The following is a 14,405-nucleotide window of genomic DNA, read 5'->3' on the forward strand; positions in this document are numbered from 1 at the left end:
TTATATGTTAAAGTCTATGCGGGAAATTGTTAAATTTCGGTTAAAATCGGCCGAATGTGCTGATTTTGAATCAAATGTTGAAGTCCTTTTTCGGATTTAAGAGAAAAATGAGCAGAAAGAAAAATATCGATATGGCTAGAAAATACTGATAATAATGAATCGCGTTATTCGATTTTACCATACTTTCTGTGGAAGATGCCGTTTTGCTGAGTCCATCAATGATCTGTTCCGTGGCATTCTCAAGATTATTTCCATCAACGTAGGATCCGCTCGTTTCGTTGGCGATGTTTTTCAAAGCCAGATTTTGTCGTTTTGAAATAACCGTTTGCCCGTTGATATCTGTTTTATAACCCATCAATTGACCGAAAACGTATTCGGGAATTGGTGCACCTTCCTCGGACCCAATTCCGACCGTAATGACTGAAATTCCTTCATTTTTTGCAAGTTTAATCGCTGCTTTTTCATTGCCTTCATTATCTTCACCATCACTCAGCATGACTACTTTTCGGGAGCCTTTTGGAATGTTTTTAAATTTTTCTGCCACAGATCTTATTGCTTTCAGAAAATCAGTTCCCTGTGTTTTAACAATATTGGTTTCTACACCCCCAAGATAAGTTTCTGCGGCCGTGAAGTCTGTTGTGAGTGGCATGATGGAGGAAGCGTCGCCGGCAAAAACCACGATGCCGACTTTATCGTTTGTCATTTTGCTCATCGTATTGATGATGATGTTTTTAGCTTCGTCTAAACGGTTTGGCGCCACATCCTGCGCATTCATTGAATTGGAAACATCGAGAAGAAAAATAACGTTGTTCATTTTCTGTTTCGTTTTTACTTCTTCGGACCCGCTGAGCAGATCAACGATTGATAATATTAAAAAAAGCGTGGCCAATAAATAGAGAACGGGAAGAATTTTGGAAAATCCTGACTTCTTTTCGAAGAGTTTTTCCTGGAAACGGGCTTCGGCAAAAATGTTTTGTCGCTTGTTTTTCCATTTTAGATAGAAGACCATAATGATTCCGAGCAGCGGCAAAAGCAGCAGCAAAAGTAAATACCAGTTATTTCCTAAGGACAAATTCATTTTTTATTCAGTTGTGCGTTCGTGAGTTTGATCTCCTTCGCTTTCTCTATTTAAATTCAGTTTCATCAAAATCGCAGCCCATTTTCAAGGGAAAAAATGCCTGAAATTTTAGCCCCGATCGCAGTGAAAATCCTCTTTTTCTGTGCTTTTATGCGCAGAAAAGAGATTGTAACGTAGAGCGGGACTGCTTGTGAAAGGAACCAAAATGGTGGCGCTCCTTATCATTGCTAACTTAAAAATTTATAAAATACCCACCGCAACATCGCATCGAAAAGCACCACAAACAGGGCGATCCAGAGAAATGTTCTAAAATATTCTTTGTAATTGTACAGTTTTGTGGTTTTCAAATCTGATTTTTCCAGTTGGTTAATTTCATCATATATTTCCTGTAAACTTTCGTTGGAAGTTGCGCGGAAATACTTCCCACCCGTCGTTTGCGCAATCTCCCGTAAAACGGGTTCATCAATTTTCACTTCGGCTTCGGTAAAGACCAAATCGCCAAAAATATCGGTTTGTGTGGGCATCAAGGCATATCCGTTGGTTCCAATTCCGATTGAATACACTTTGATACCGCTGCTGCGTGCGAGTTCTGCGCCAACTTGAGTAGGCATCGCATTTTCGATGGTATTCACGCCGTCCGTCATCAAAATAATAATTTTAGACTTTGCTTTGCTGTTTCTTAAGTGCGTGACTGCGACCGATAATCCTTCGCCAATGGCAGTTCCGGGCTGTAATTCCAAAGGATTCAATTGATCTAGTTCGTCAATCACCACGGCATGATCGGAGGTTACGGGAACTTTGGTAAAAGCTTCGCCGGAATAGGTCACCAAACCAATTCGGTCGCCGGGTCTTTGGGCCACGAATTTCTTTGCGATATCTTTCAGAGCGGTTAATCGGTCGGGTTCCAGATCTTTTGCCAGCATACTCAGGGAGACGTCTACTGAGAGCATAATATCGATTCCTTTGCTGTCGTCCTGATCTTGTGAAATCGTAAATGAACGCGGTCTTGCCATTGCGATAATGAGGGTCGAAAGAAGGATGTATTTTGAGATTTTAAGTATAAACAAAACGAAGAGAATCGAATTGTTTTCAGTCATATTCTGGGTTGAAGGAACGGTAATTCCGGAGCGCTTTTTCTTGCGGGAATCCAAGATCATCAATGGTATAAATACTGCAAAAAGCAGCAAAAACCACGGACTGTAAAACTCAAAATTTAAAAAATCAAACGTCATTCTATTTTTTTTACACTCCTGTTCTTAACTGTTCTACTTCCAAATCTTTGGAAGAACGTTTTACAAATGTTTTTAACTGATCGAAATCGTTTTGCATATTTTCCTGATCCGGGAATATTTTCGCAAATTTCACCAAGTCACCCCGCAGGAATATTTCTTCGATTATTTTTTCATTTTCCGGGGAGATGGAATTATTCATTTTCATAACATCAATAAGATCGTCTGTCAACAATACATCTGCCGGAATCTTATATTGTTTGGTAATGAAATTTCTGGAAATGTCAATTAATTCCACGTAAAAAGAGCGGTAGTTTCCTGTTTCTATATATTTTTTCTTTTTCAGCTGATCCAGTTCCCGCAGCGTTTGGTTGGTCATAACAACAGGCGAATCTTTTCTGCGTTTGCCATATTTAATGAGTTGATAAATGACGAAAATTAAAGCCAAAACGATTAGAGCTCCTAAAATATACCATTTATAAAGTTGCCAATAATCCTGAACATCAAGATTGACTTCTTTATTTTTCATAATGTCGTTAATCTGATCTCCTTTTTGTGCGGTATTGATGACTTCAATCTGGTATGGAATTGTTTTTAAAATTCGTCCATTTACTTTAAATTCCAGTTCTGGAATGGTGAAATTTCCTTCCTCAAAAATGGCAAATTCGATGATTCGATCGTACGTATCAGCCTTTTTACTAGTGCTGTCTTTTACTTCCTCAAAATGAAAAGGAAGCAGCTCGTTTTTTGGTGCAGACTGAACATCTTTGGATTGTAGATTAGAAATTTGAATACGTAAAATACCAACTTCACCTAATGCCAAAGTTTCTTTGTCGAGCTTTGAGCTTAAAGTCTGAGAAAATCCGAAAAGATTTAGAAGTATAAAAAGAAGGAGAGTTAACTTTTTCAAAATTTATCTTTTTCTAAAATATTGGTATAAAAATTTAGCGTAATCTTCACCTGTATTAATATTGATGAAACCTGCAGAAGAACTTTCAAAATCTTCGGTTAGGGTTTTTACTTTTTGTTTTTGCTGTTCGGCGAACTGATAACGCCATCTTGCGTTGGACGTGTTTGCCCAAATCTGTCTCCCGGTTTCTGCATCGGTAAACAGTGCGTAGCCCACATCCGGGATTTCATTGTCTTTTTGATCATAAATTCGTAATCCTAAAAGTTGATGCTTTCTTGCGGCAACCCGAAGCATTTTCAGATCGTAGGAGTCTTCGAAATCGGAAAACATAAAAATGAGGGATTTCTTTTTAAAAACAGTCATCATATATTCGAAAGCCTTTTCAATTTTGGTTTCGGCCTGCACATAATCTGCACTTAAAATGGTGCTTATAATGGCTAAAATATGTTTTCTGCCTTTTCGGGGCGGGATTACTTTATAGACTTTGTCGGCAAACAAAATTAAACCGACTTTATCATTACTTCCAGCGGCTGAAAATCCTACACTTGCCGCGATTTCTGCAACGAATTCTCTTTTCAGTTGCGTTTGCGTTCCATAATCCATAGAGGCCGAAATATCGACCAATAGCATCATCGTTAATTCGCGCTCTTCTTCCATCACCTTTACAAAAGGTTCCCTAAAACGCGCAGTTTTATTCCAGTCTATTCTGCGGATTTCATCGCCAAATTGGTAGGGGCGAACTTCAGAGAACGTCATTCCCTGACCTTTAAATGCACTGTGATATTGTCCCATCAAAGTAGCCTCCGACTTTTTCTTCGTCCGGATTTCAATTTGCTTAACTTTTTTGATGATGTCTTTTATCTGCATGTCGTATCCACAATCAATTATTGCTCATTAATGATTAATCGTTGCTGATCGATCATTATGTGTTTTCCATTATTAAGGTGCCTGGATTTTGCCTAAAATTTTATCTATAATTTCGTCGGCGGTAATCTCTTCCGCTTCCGCTTCGAAACTTAATCCGATACGGTGACGCAAGACATCTTTCGCAATGTCTTTCACATCTTCCGGAATTACAAAAGCACGATTCTTTAAAAATGCAAGTGCTCTTGCCGCGATCGATAAATTGATGGACGCTCGTGGAGATGCTCCAAAACTGATATAATTTTTCAGTTCTGAAAGACCATATTTTTCGGGGAAACGTGTGGCAAAAACCATATCCAAAATATATTTCTCAATCTTTTCATCAAGATAGATCTTGTTGACCAGCTTTTTGGCTTCCGTAACGTTTTCTAAAGTAATCACCGGCTTAATTTCCGGTTGATGTTCTGTTGCCACCATCTTCATAATTTTTCTCTCGTCTTCAAAGTCCGGATAAGTGATGGTACATTTCAGCATGAAACGGTCACTTTGGGCTTCAGGTAAAAGATAAGTTCCTTCCTGATCGATAGGGTTTTGAGTGGCAAGAACGAGGAAAGGTTTTGGCAAAGGCATGGTTTCATCACCAATGGTGACCTGCTTTTCCTGCATGGCTTCCAGTAGCGCCGACTGCACTTTTGACGGCGCACGGTTAATCTCATCTGCGAGAACAAAGTTTGCAAAAATGGGTCCTTTCTTTATAGAAAAATCATTGTCTTTAATACTGTAAATCATTGTCCCCACTACGTCTGCAGGTAATAAATCTGGTGTAAACTGGATTCGGGAAAATGCTCCATCTACTGCATCTGCCAAGGTTTTAATGGCTAAAGTTTTCGCCAGACCCGGAACGCCTTCCAACAAGACGTGACCATTACCCAATAGACCGACCAACAGGCGATCTACCATGTATTCTTGTCCGATAATTGCTTTGTTGATTTCTTGTTTTAGGAGGGTGAAATAGTAATTCTGTTCTCTTACTTTTTCGGTTAGTTGTCTAATATCTTCAGCTTGATGGAGTTCTGACATAGTGTTTTAAAGATTTAAAGTGTAAATTTCCAATAATTACGCACACCAATCAACACAATGAATGCCAATAGCGCGTTAAAGTTTGTTAAAACTTCGGAAGTCACTTTCCGGCAGACTTTTTAAATGATATCCATGTATTTTATATTTTCAAATTTATAATAAATATGTTTCATTGTTTACAGGCTTTATTTATGAACAGTGTCGAGATTCTAAATTAATGATAGTCGCTCAAACTCTTGTCATTTTCAGTTAATTAACCTATTTTTGACCCTTTAAATTATAGCAAAATGAATTATCATTTTCAAGCCCATCGTCAGGTTCGCCGTAACCTTTTGGAAGTCTTGCAAAATACCTCGTCACAGGATCTCCTGCTAATTCCGGATGGTTTCAACAATAACATCTATTGGAATATTGCGCATACTGTAGCAACGCAGCAACTTTTATGTTATTATCTAAGCGGTAATCCATTTAGGATCGATAAATACTGGATCGAGACCTACAAAAAAGGAACACTTCCAAATCTAAATGTTCAACAGTCAGAAATTGATGATCTCGCATTTCTGCTGACGGAAACTTCAAAAATCCTGATGAAAGACTATGATGCTGATTTTTTTACAGATTACACTTCTTACACCACAAGTTTTGGCCTGGATCTAAAGAATATTCAGGATGCGATTGTATTTAACAATATGCATGAAACCCAGCATTTAGGTTATGTAATGGCACAGAAAAGAGCCATTTTGGGAGAGCAATTTTAAGACCTAACATGACGTTAAAAGCAATCTTTTAGATATGCTTTTTAACCACAATATTTAACGACAAACAATTTTAATGAAAGACGATTTTATATTCGGATTACGCCCAGTAATGGAGGCTATAGAGGCCGGAAAAACAATTGATAAAATATTTTTACAAAACGCTTTGCAAGGTGAAATATATGCAGAGTTGAAAGCACTTTTGAGCCAGCATAAAATTCGCGCGAATTATGTTCCGGTCGAAAAACTTAATCGCTTTACGAGAAAAAATCACCAGGGTGTGGTGGCTTTTATATCCGATGTTCCCTTTCATTCCATTGAAAATGTATTGCCGGAGATTTTTGAAGCAGGCAGAACACCTTTTCTTTTAATATTGGATCGCTTAACCGATGTTCGAAATTTTGGAGCCATCTGCCGTACTGCCGAATGTGTCGGAATTGATGCGGTAATTATTCCGGAAAAAGGTGGTGCACCGATTAATTCAGATGCCATTAAAACATCTGCGGGAGCCATGTACAATCTTAAAATTTGCAAGGAAAAAAACTTAGGGCATGTTGTTGATTTTCTGCAGCAGTCTGGTGTTCAGGTGTTTTCCGCTACTGAAAAAGCTCAGAAATTGATTTATGACGTCGATTTTACGCAACCGTGTGCCATCGTGATGGGAAATGAAGAAACCGGGATTTCGAAAGAAGTTTTGCATCACTCTGATGAAAAGATAAAATTACCGATCACCGGAAAAACCCAATCTCTGAATGTTTCGGTGGCTTGCGGCGCTATTTTGTACGAAGCGACCCGTCAGCGTATGTAATCAAATAGAGGTAAATAATTTCCGGATTTTAATTCTCATTAATTTTATTTAAAAAGAATTTTTATCTTTAATAAAAAATGAGAAGGGTATGCAAAAGAATACCATAGTAAAAAGTGATGTTCGGAATTTCGTGAAAAGCATCATCAGTCAAAAAATAGAGAAGCTCGAAAAGTTTATGGAATTCACGCTGGAGGCGAGCCGTGAGGTGAAGAAAACGCCGAAATATGATTCCATTCGGGAAGAAATGCAGGAAGAGATTTACCAGATGCAAAAGCAGATGGCATCATTGAGAAATTTGCAGAAAAATTTAGCAAGAGTTCTTAATCAACCCTCAGAGCGTATTCAGCTTGGGTCTATTGTTTTTACCAATAAAGCAAGATTTTATATCTCGGTTTCCCTGGGAGAATTTTTCTTCGAGGGAGATCGTTTTTATGCTATTTCAGAAGAAAGTCCAATGGCAAAAACCATGTTTGGAAAAGTTCCGGGGGATTCTTTTGTTTTAAATAATATCAGTCAGGTGATTGAACAAGTTTGGTAAGGTCTACCCTTAAAAATGGCAGAATATATGAAGAAAGAAGAAGTTTTAAAACAGATCATAGAAAGCAGAAAAAGTGTTTTTCCTAAATCATATTCTAATGAGGATATTGATGAAAATATTTTAGCAGAAATTTTAAACTCTGCGAAGTTTGCTCCTAATCATAAGAGAACGAAGCCTTGGCGTTTTAAAATATTTCAAGGGGAAGATAAAAAAAAGTTGGGTGAGCAACTGGCTCAGATCTACAAGCGGACGACATCTCCTGAGACTTTTCTGGAAAAAAAATACGTCGATATATCAGATAAAATTTCGAAATCTAACGCTATAATTACGATCGTTGTTAATTTTAGTGGGTTGGTACCTGAGTGGGAAGAAATTGCCGCTACGGCCATGGCGGTTCAGAATATGTATCTGACCTCAACCGCTCATAATGTAGGTTGTTACTGGAGTTCACCCAGCATGATTAAGCATTTGGGGGATTTTCTCGATTTGAAAGAAAATCAGAAATGCATCGGTCTCTTTTATTTAGGCAAAATTGCAGAATAATGTAACTTTTAAGTCTTTTTAGCTACTGATTTTGAAACCAAAAACTAGAAAAATGGAAACTTACGGCTATAATAATCCTGATCCGAGGGAAAATCAAAATTTTGACAGCAGAAATTACCGCTCAGAAAAAAAACTGGCTGCGGGACTTCTCGGTATATTGCTGGGTCCTTTTGCGGCAAACAAATTTTATTTAGGCTACATTAGCGAAGGAATTATACAAATTATCCTAAATATTGTTACTTGTGGAATTGCCAGTGTTGTTCCACTTATCGAGGGAATCATTTATTTGACGATGAGCGATGAACAGTTTGACAGAACTTATGTTCAACAGAAAAAAGGATGGTTTTAAATCATAAAAAAAGAGCTCTTGGTTACCAAAAGCTCTTTTTTTTATTTCAGATTTTCTTTACTGATTTAATAAAATGGCAGCTTCTTTTGCTGCATAGGTAAAGATCATGTCGGCACCTGCGCGTTTAATGCATGTTAAACTCTCGATGATTGCTTTGTCATTATCAAGCCAACCGTTTTGCGCGGCAGCTTTTAACATGGCATATTCACCGCTTACATTAAAAACAGCAATTGGTAAATCGATTGTCTGACGGACTTTAGCTACAATATCAAGATATGGCATTCCCGGTTTGATCATGATGATGTCAGCACCTTCATCCACATCTTTTAATACCTCATCAATGGCTTCTCTGGAATTGTGAAAATCCATTTGATAGGTTTTTTTATCTTTCGGAATATCTTCGTTTTCTTTTGGTGCAGAATCTAAAGCACTTCTAAAAGGACCATAGAAAGAACTCGCATATTTAGCAGCATAGCTTAAGATTGCCACATCGGTGAAACCATTTTCCTCTAATCCCGTTCGAATTACAGCAACTCTACCATCCATCATATCACTTGGCGCGATTACGTCTGCTCCAGCTTTAGCAAGGGATACTGACATTTTTGTCAATGCTTCGTTTGTTGCATCATTGTCAACTTTTCCTTTGGTGATGATGCCATCGTGGCCATACATGGAGTAGGGATCCAGAGCCACATCCGGCATGATTACCATTCCCGGCACGGCATCCTTGATGGCTTTAATCGTCGTTTGCATTAAGCCGTTGTCGTTCCAGGATTCTTTTCCGGTGTTATCTTTTAGATCTTCCGAAACTTTCATGTATAAATTAACAGCTTTTACGCCAAGGGAAAACAATTCTTGACACTCTTTTACTGTAAGATCAACTGTACGCCGGAAAATTCCCGGCATGGAAGCAATCGGCTCCTGACGATTCTGTCCTTCCATGACAAAAATGGGCATCACAAAATCATTAGTAGTCAGTACAGTTTCTTGAACAAGTGCTCTGATAGCGGCATTTGTTCTCAATCTTCGGTTTCTGGAATAGATGATCATATCTTTGGAATAGTATTTGATTAATCGACTGCAAATTTAAATATACTTTTGCGAAAAAACTATTGAATTTTAAATTGAATTACTTACTTTTGTAAGGATATTTATCATAAACAAATAAATTATAGGTGAAAAAATTACTACTTTTTATAATGTTCGTCGGCAGTTTAACAGTCTTTTCGGATAAAGTTTCCGCACAGTCTGTCGACAGAGCTTCGATGGTGAATCAACAGAAAGCTGACGAAGGTGTTCTTGTTGTTTATCCTAACCCCGCTCGTGACTTGATTATGGTGAAGTCAAAAGACGCTTCTTTAAAAATAAAATCTATTACTTTCTTTTCAATTCTGGGAATGCAGGTGGCGGAATATCAGATCAACAAAAATTCTGAAGAAATACGATTAGATAAATTGCGACCGGGTAAATATTTGATGCGGTATGTCTTAAGCGACAACACGCAGAAAGTCACCCAAATAGTAAAACAATAAATTATAATCCTTGAAAATTTTTCAAGGATTTTTTTTGTCTATATCCTTTGTTTTTTCAGCTGAGCTTTTGATAAAAAATTCCGTATTTTTGTAAGTATGGAAGCACGTGAAAAAATAGTGATTATAGGAGGTGGTTTCGCCGGCCTTCAATTGGCTAAATCCTTGAATAACAAACGGAAAAAAGTAATGGTGATCGATAAAGTGAATCACCATATGTTTCAACCCCTTTTTTATCAGGTGGCTTGTGGGCGAATCGAACCCAGCAATATCTCCTTTCCCTTCCGAAAAATTTTTCAGCGGTCCCGCAATATCCAGTTTCGTTTAACTGAAGTGCAGGGGATCGTTCCCGAACAAAATAAAATCATCACCGAAGAGGCAGAATTTACTTATGATAAATTGGTCATTGCTACAGGATGTAAAACCAATTTCTTCGGCAATGATAAGATGGAAAGTTTGACTTTTGGAATGAAAAATACCCAGGAAGCAATCGCTATTCGTAATCATATCCTGCTCACTTTTGAAAAATTAATTATTGAAAGAAAGCGTAGTGATGATGGAAACTGGAATATCGTAATTGTTGGAAGTGGACCAACTGGCGTTGAGTTGGCTGGTGCTTTTGCTGAAATGAAAAAAGATATTCTGCCCCGTGATTATCCACATATGAATTTTGAAGATTTAAAAATAATCTTAATCAGTTCTACAGAGATGCCACTGGCCGTGATGAGTGAAGAAGCTCAGGAAAAATCTGACCAGTACTTAAAGGAATTGGGCGTTGATTTTATGAAGGGAGAAATGGTCACCGATTATGATGGTGATAAAGTTTACATGAAAAGTGGTAAAACGATTCCTTCTAACAATGTCATTTGGGCGGCGGGAGTTACAGGAAATATTATCGATGGGTTAAACCCCGAAATGATTGTACGCAACCGATTTAAAACCGACCGTTTTAATAGGGTCTTGGGTTACGACAATATTTTCGCCATAGGAGATATTGCCTACATGGAAACCCCTAAATATCCGACTGGTCATCCCCAGGTGGCGAATGTAGCAATTAATCAAGGGACGAATCTAGGTAAAAATATTTTGAAAAAATCGGAAAAAGATTGGAAGGAGTATGAATATGTAGATCAGGGAAGTATGGCAACAATTGGAAAACACAGAGCCGTGGTTGATCTGCCGAAATTTAAATTCCAGGGATTGCTGGCGTGGTATTTCTGGATGTTCCTCCACCTCATGCTTATTTTAAGTGTGCGAAATAAACTCGCAATTTTCTTCAACTGGATGTGGAGTTACATCAATAAAGATTCCTCCTTAAGACTCATCATTATCCCAAACAAAAAGAACGATACCGAACAATGAGAATAGATATTATAAGTGTTTTGCCGGAATTAATGGAAAGTCCTTTTAAGGCTTCCATTCTAAAAAGAGCGGTAGAAAAAGGGTTGGCAGAAGTTCATTTTCATCAATTACGGGATTGGAGTGTCGGGAAACACCGACAAGTGGACGATGAGCCGTATGGTGGCGGTGCCGGAATGGTGATGATGATTGAACCTATTGATAAATGCATTACTGACCTTAAATCGCAGCGGGATTATGATGAGGTTATTTATTTAACGCCCGATGGGGAAACTTTATCTCAAAAAATAGCAAATACTTTATCGATCAAGCAAAATCTTATTTTCCTTTGTGGTCATTACAAAGGGATTGATCAGCGTGTGCGGGATTTGCATATTACAAGAGAAATTTCAATTGGGGATTATGTTCTCACCGGCGGCGAATTGGCGGCGTGTGTTTTAGCAGATGCGGTTATCCGTTTATTGCCAGGAGTTTTAAATGATGAGCAATCTGCACTTACCGACAGTTTTCAGGATAATTTGCTTTCTCCGCCCATTTACACAAGACCTTCAGAGTATAAAGGTTTAAAAGTTCCTGAAATTTTAATGAGTGGAAATACTAAAAAAATAGAAGATTGGCTTCATGAGGAAGCCGTTAGAATTACGCAGGAAAAAAGACCAGATATTTTGGATTAATTTTAAGCATAATTAATTATTTTTGTTAAATTTACATTCTTAAAAAAAGCAAGTAAACTTATAGATGTCGAATAAAATTAATGAGGAATTTATATCTTTCTATAATGTGGAGAACTTGTTCACTCCGGATCCACCTCCTGTTCATAAATTAGATCCCACCGCTTCCGGACTAAATAACTGGGACGAGCGCAAATACCAGAATAAACTTTTTAAAATTGCACACGTTTTTCAGCTCATGCAGGAAAGCGAAGGAAAACTACCTCTTTTTATTGGTGTGTCAGAAATTCAAGGCGATAAACCACTGCAGGATCTTCTGGCATTAGAGCCTTTTAGCAATGATTTCGGAATTGTTCATTACGAGTCTATGGATGAAAGAGGAGTAGATGTTGCGTTGATTTACGATAAAACTAAAATTGAAATTCTTTCTTCAGAACCCATTTCTTACTTTTTTACGGTGGAAAAACAGGACTATGACTATTACGATACCACTCGTGATGTGCTTTATTGCAAAGTGAAATATGAGAATGCTGTGATTCACGTATTTGTTCTTCATTTACCTTCAAAAAGAGAGAAAGACGTAAATAAGCCGAAGCGTGATTATATTCTCGCAGATCTGAATACGAAAGTTAAAAACCTGATTGTTTCTGAGAAGGAATCTGTAATCATTTTGGGCGACTTTAATGAAAATCCTGATGAAGAAAACCTATCAAATTTTCTTTATGACGATGAACATAATAAAATCTTGATGAATCCTTTTCTCGACTTGTATAAATCGGGCTACTTTTCCACGTATCATTACAAAAGTGGCTTGCTTTTTGACCAAATGATATTGTCAACAAATTTTCTTCAACAAAACTTTCCACTTGCTTTTAAAGAATCCAAAGTTTTTAATCATGAAAAACTAAGAAGTTGGGATAAGAAATTTTCAGACAGACCTTTCAGAACTTTTGCAGGAACTAGATATTTAGGTGGTTATAGCGATCACTTCCCAATTCTTACAGTTTTTGAAAAGACGCCAAAACATTAGAAAAATAAAAAGTAAAAGTTTATAGAATGAAAAACGCAACCAATTCAGAATATCATTTAGATAAGATCGATAAAGACATCATTTATATGTTGATGGATAATGCGAAGACCTCATTGGCGCATATATCAAAAAACGTGGGTATTTCTACGACCGCAGTGCACCAGAGAATTAAAAAACTGGAGCAGGCTGGAGTAATAGAAAATTCAATATCTTTCCTTAATCCACGTAAAATTGGCTACAAAGTGGTTTCCTACATTGGCGTATTTTTGGAGCAACCCAGTCATTACCATGATGCAATAAAAGCTTTGAAAGAAGTTAATGAAATTGTAGAAGCCCATTACACCACAGGAAATTACACCATATTCTTGAAAGTATTGTGTCGTGACAATGATCATTTAATGGAAATTCTGAACAAATTACAGAAACTAAAAGGCGTAACCAGAACCGAAACTTTTATTTCTTTGGAGCAAAGTATCAACAGACAACTTAAAGTATAACACTTCGCGTGTTTATAAATAGGAGATGAGGAGTACACTTTTTAAGGTGTACTTTTTTATTGCTCACATTTTTAGAAAGCATGAATTCCATTTGCCGATAATTGGCTAAATTTACATTCTCTAATAAACACAAATATATTTTCTAATTAAATATCATTATTCATGCAAAAGACATTAGAAAAAAATCATACAATTCCTATGCAAAATCACACTGACCTGCGCAATGAAGGATTGCCTTTTAATACCAAATATTTCGATGCAATCAATATCAATCGCAGTGCCGTTGAAAAACGCGTCGCAACTTTAGGTGGCCGTAGAAGCGTGAAAAAGGAATTTCAGGCAGCTTGGTTACTGAAAGCAGTTTCAATGATCGACCTGACGACTTTGGCCGGAGACGACACGCGCGGAAACGTAATGAGACTATGCGAGAAAGCGAAAAATCCCGTGCGTGCAGATCTGTTGCAAGCTTTAGGAATGGAAAATGCCAATTTAACAACCGGAGCAGTTTGTGTTTATCACAATTTAATTCCCTACGCGAAAGAAGCTTTGAAAGGAACTTCAATTCCAATCGCTGCAGTTTCTACAGGATTTCCTGCCGGTAAAATTTCCCTGGAAGATAAAATTACAGAAATCAAGAAGTCTGTCGCAGCCGGAGCAACTGAAATCGATATTGTAATTTCCCGTGATTTGGTTTTAGAATCAAAATGGCAGGAACTCTACGACGAAATCAAATTGTGCCGACAAGCTTGTGGCGATGCTCACATGAAAACAATTCTCGCAACAGGCGAAATTCCAACCTACACTAAAGTGGCAAAAGCATCTTGGGTCGCCATGATGGCCGGCTCAGATTTTATCAAAACCTCTACTGGGAAAGAATCCGTGAATGCAACTTTAGCGGTGAGTTTAGTTATGATCCGTTGTATTCGCGATTATTACGAATTAACGGGTGTAAAAGTAGGTTACAAACCAGCTGGCGGAATTCAAAAAGCAAAACAAGCACTCGATTATTTAATCTTAGTAAAAGAAGAACTAGGCAACGACTGGCTAACTCCAAACTTATTCAGATTCGGCGCAAGTTCCCTGTTAGGCGACATCGAGCGACAATTAGAACATTACGTGACCGGAAGATACAGCGCAGGATTTAGACATCCGATGGCATAATTAT

Annotated in this window: 17 protein-coding genes; 11 read left to right on the forward strand and 6 right to left on the reverse strand. The window is 37.7% G+C overall.

The window, feature by feature from the left end; genetic code table 11:
• Positions 1-70: 70 nt before the first annotated feature.
• The 5 genes from EIB73_RS13920 to EIB73_RS13940 all read right to left on the reverse strand — a co-directional run bounded on the left by EIB73_RS13920 (position 71) and on the right by EIB73_RS13940 (position 5,161).
• Positions 71-1,078, reverse strand: a complete 1,008-nt coding sequence (locus tag EIB73_RS13920) for a vWA domain-containing protein (protein ID WP_125025842.1) — start codon at positions 1,076-1,078, stop codon at positions 71-73.
• Between the two features lie 227 nt (positions 1,079-1,305).
• On the reverse strand, positions 1,306-2,310 hold the full coding sequence (locus EIB73_RS13925) for a vWA domain-containing protein (protein ID WP_125025843.1): 1,005 nt from the start codon (positions 2,308-2,310) through the stop codon (positions 1,306-1,308).
• Positions 2,311-2,320: 10 nt separating this feature from the next.
• Positions 2,321-3,217 (reverse strand): BatD family protein, encoded by an 897-nt coding sequence (locus EIB73_RS13930; RefSeq protein ID WP_125025844.1) that lies wholly within the window; start codon positions 3,215-3,217, stop codon positions 2,321-2,323.
• Between the two features lie 3 nt (positions 3,218-3,220).
• Positions 3,221-4,084 carry a DUF58 domain-containing protein gene (locus EIB73_RS13935; RefSeq protein WP_125025845.1) on the reverse strand — a complete coding sequence of 288 codons (864 nt, stop codon included), beginning with the start codon at positions 4,082-4,084 and terminating at the stop codon, positions 3,221-3,223.
• A 72-nt stretch (positions 4,085-4,156) separates the two neighbouring features.
• On the reverse strand, positions 4,157-5,161 hold the full coding sequence (locus EIB73_RS13940; RefSeq protein ID WP_125025846.1) for an AAA family ATPase: 1,005 nt from the start codon (positions 5,159-5,161) through the stop codon (positions 4,157-4,159).
• A 287-nt stretch (positions 5,162-5,448) separates the two neighbouring features.
• Between EIB73_RS13940 and EIB73_RS13945 the strand changes: the two genes are divergently transcribed.
• The 5 genes from EIB73_RS13945 to EIB73_RS13965 all read left to right on the forward strand — a co-directional run bounded on the left by EIB73_RS13945 (position 5,449) and on the right by EIB73_RS13965 (position 8,154).
• Positions 5,449-5,919, forward strand: coding sequence for a DinB family protein (locus tag EIB73_RS13945; RefSeq protein ID WP_125025847.1), 471 nt, complete (start codon positions 5,449-5,451; stop codon positions 5,917-5,919).
• Between the two features lie 73 nt (positions 5,920-5,992).
• Complete coding sequence (gene rlmB / locus EIB73_RS13950; protein WP_125025848.1) at positions 5,993-6,724, forward strand: 23S rRNA (guanosine(2251)-2'-O)-methyltransferase RlmB; 732 nt, start codon at positions 5,993-5,995, stop codon at positions 6,722-6,724.
• 88 nt (positions 6,725-6,812) lie between these two features.
• Positions 6,813-7,262 (forward strand): hypothetical protein, encoded by a 450-nt coding sequence (locus EIB73_RS13955; protein WP_125025849.1) that lies wholly within the window; start codon positions 6,813-6,815, stop codon positions 7,260-7,262.
• A gap of 15 nt (positions 7,263-7,277) precedes the next feature.
• Positions 7,278-7,805: a nitroreductase family protein gene (locus EIB73_RS13960; RefSeq protein WP_228411250.1), complete on the forward strand. Its 528-nt coding sequence runs from the start codon at positions 7,278-7,280 to the stop codon at positions 7,803-7,805.
• Between the two features lie 52 nt (positions 7,806-7,857).
• On the forward strand, positions 7,858-8,154 hold the full coding sequence (locus tag EIB73_RS13965; protein ID WP_125025850.1) for a TM2 domain-containing protein: 297 nt from the start codon (positions 7,858-7,860) through the stop codon (positions 8,152-8,154).
• Between the two features lie 57 nt (positions 8,155-8,211).
• On the opposite strand, the gene hemB is transcribed toward EIB73_RS13965, so the two are convergent.
• Positions 8,212-9,204, reverse strand: coding sequence for a porphobilinogen synthase (gene hemB, locus EIB73_RS13970; RefSeq protein WP_125025851.1), 993 nt, complete (start codon positions 9,202-9,204; stop codon positions 8,212-8,214).
• A 125-nt stretch (positions 9,205-9,329) separates the two neighbouring features.
• Here hemB and EIB73_RS13975 point away from each other — a divergent pair, with 125 nt between their 5' ends.
• The 6 genes from EIB73_RS13975 to deoC all read left to right on the forward strand — a co-directional run bounded on the left by EIB73_RS13975 (position 9,330) and on the right by deoC (position 14,401).
• The gene (locus EIB73_RS13975; RefSeq protein ID WP_125025852.1) at positions 9,330-9,686 is read left to right on the forward strand and encodes a T9SS type A sorting domain-containing protein; all 357 of its coding nucleotides are present in this window, start codon (positions 9,330-9,332) and stop codon (positions 9,684-9,686) included.
• A gap of 96 nt (positions 9,687-9,782) precedes the next feature.
• A complete protein-coding gene (locus EIB73_RS13980) occupies positions 9,783-11,045 on the forward strand; it encodes an NAD(P)/FAD-dependent oxidoreductase (protein ID WP_125025853.1) in 1,263 nt (420 codons plus the stop codon).
• Entirely contained in the window at positions 11,042-11,716 is a 675-nt protein-coding gene (trmD, locus tag EIB73_RS13985; protein ID WP_125025854.1) for a tRNA (guanosine(37)-N1)-methyltransferase TrmD, read from the forward strand. The genes EIB73_RS13980 and trmD overlap by 4 nt, the downstream gene beginning before the upstream one ends.
• A 64-nt stretch (positions 11,717-11,780) precedes the next feature.
• Positions 11,781-12,743: an endonuclease/exonuclease/phosphatase family protein gene (locus EIB73_RS13990; protein ID WP_125025855.1), complete on the forward strand. Its 963-nt coding sequence runs from the start codon at positions 11,781-11,783 to the stop codon at positions 12,741-12,743.
• A gap of 26 nt (positions 12,744-12,769) precedes the next feature.
• Complete coding sequence (locus EIB73_RS13995) at positions 12,770-13,240, forward strand: Lrp/AsnC ligand binding domain-containing protein (RefSeq protein ID WP_125025856.1); 471 nt, start codon at positions 12,770-12,772, stop codon at positions 13,238-13,240.
• A 162-nt stretch (positions 13,241-13,402) separates the two neighbouring features.
• Positions 13,403-14,401, forward strand: coding sequence for a deoxyribose-phosphate aldolase (deoC, locus tag EIB73_RS14000; RefSeq protein ID WP_185144620.1), 999 nt, complete (start codon positions 13,403-13,405; stop codon positions 14,399-14,401).
• Positions 14,402-14,405: the final 4 nt, after the last annotated feature.

This window comes from Kaistella carnis (assembly GCF_003860585.1).
Taxonomy (GTDB): domain Bacteria; phylum Bacteroidota; class Bacteroidia; order Flavobacteriales; family Weeksellaceae; genus Kaistella; species Kaistella carnis.

Excerpts from the sequence above, each read along its gene's own strand:
- EIB73_RS13920 (WP_125025842.1), bottom strand. The coding sequence starts at position 1,078 with ATGAATTTGTCCTTAGGAAATAACTGGTATTTACTTTTGCTGCTGCTT.
- EIB73_RS13925 (WP_125025843.1), bottom strand. The coding sequence starts at position 2,310 with ATGACGTTTGATTTTTTAAATTTTGAGTTTTACAGTCCGTGGTTTTTG.
- EIB73_RS13935 (WP_125025845.1), bottom strand. The coding sequence starts at position 4,084 with ATGCAGATAAAAGACATCATCAAAAAAGTTAAGCAAATTGAAATCCGG.
- EIB73_RS13940 (WP_125025846.1), bottom strand. The coding sequence starts at position 5,161 with ATGTCAGAACTCCATCAAGCTGAAGATATTAGACAACTAACCGAAAAA.
- EIB73_RS13945 (WP_125025847.1), top strand. The coding sequence starts at position 5,449 with ATGAATTATCATTTTCAAGCCCATCGTCAGGTTCGCCGTAACCTTTTG.
- rlmB (WP_125025848.1), top strand. The coding sequence starts at position 5,993 with ATGAAAGACGATTTTATATTCGGATTACGCCCAGTAATGGAGGCTATA.
- EIB73_RS13955 (WP_125025849.1), top strand. The coding sequence starts at position 6,813 with ATGCAAAAGAATACCATAGTAAAAAGTGATGTTCGGAATTTCGTGAAA.
- EIB73_RS13960 (WP_228411250.1), top strand. The coding sequence starts at position 7,278 with ATGGCAGAATATATGAAGAAAGAAGAAGTTTTAAAACAGATCATAGAA.
- EIB73_RS13965 (WP_125025850.1), top strand. The coding sequence starts at position 7,858 with ATGGAAACTTACGGCTATAATAATCCTGATCCGAGGGAAAATCAAAAT.
- hemB (WP_125025851.1), bottom strand. The coding sequence starts at position 9,204 with ATGATCATCTATTCCAGAAACCGAAGATTGAGAACAAATGCCGCTATC.
- EIB73_RS13980 (WP_125025853.1), top strand. The coding sequence starts at position 9,783 with ATGGAAGCACGTGAAAAAATAGTGATTATAGGAGGTGGTTTCGCCGGC.
- trmD (WP_125025854.1), top strand. The coding sequence starts at position 11,042 with ATGAGAATAGATATTATAAGTGTTTTGCCGGAATTAATGGAAAGTCCT.
- EIB73_RS13990 (WP_125025855.1), top strand. The coding sequence starts at position 11,781 with ATGTCGAATAAAATTAATGAGGAATTTATATCTTTCTATAATGTGGAG.
- EIB73_RS13995 (WP_125025856.1), top strand. The coding sequence starts at position 12,770 with ATGAAAAACGCAACCAATTCAGAATATCATTTAGATAAGATCGATAAA.
- deoC (WP_185144620.1), top strand. The coding sequence starts at position 13,403 with ATGCAAAAGACATTAGAAAAAAATCATACAATTCCTATGCAAAATCAC.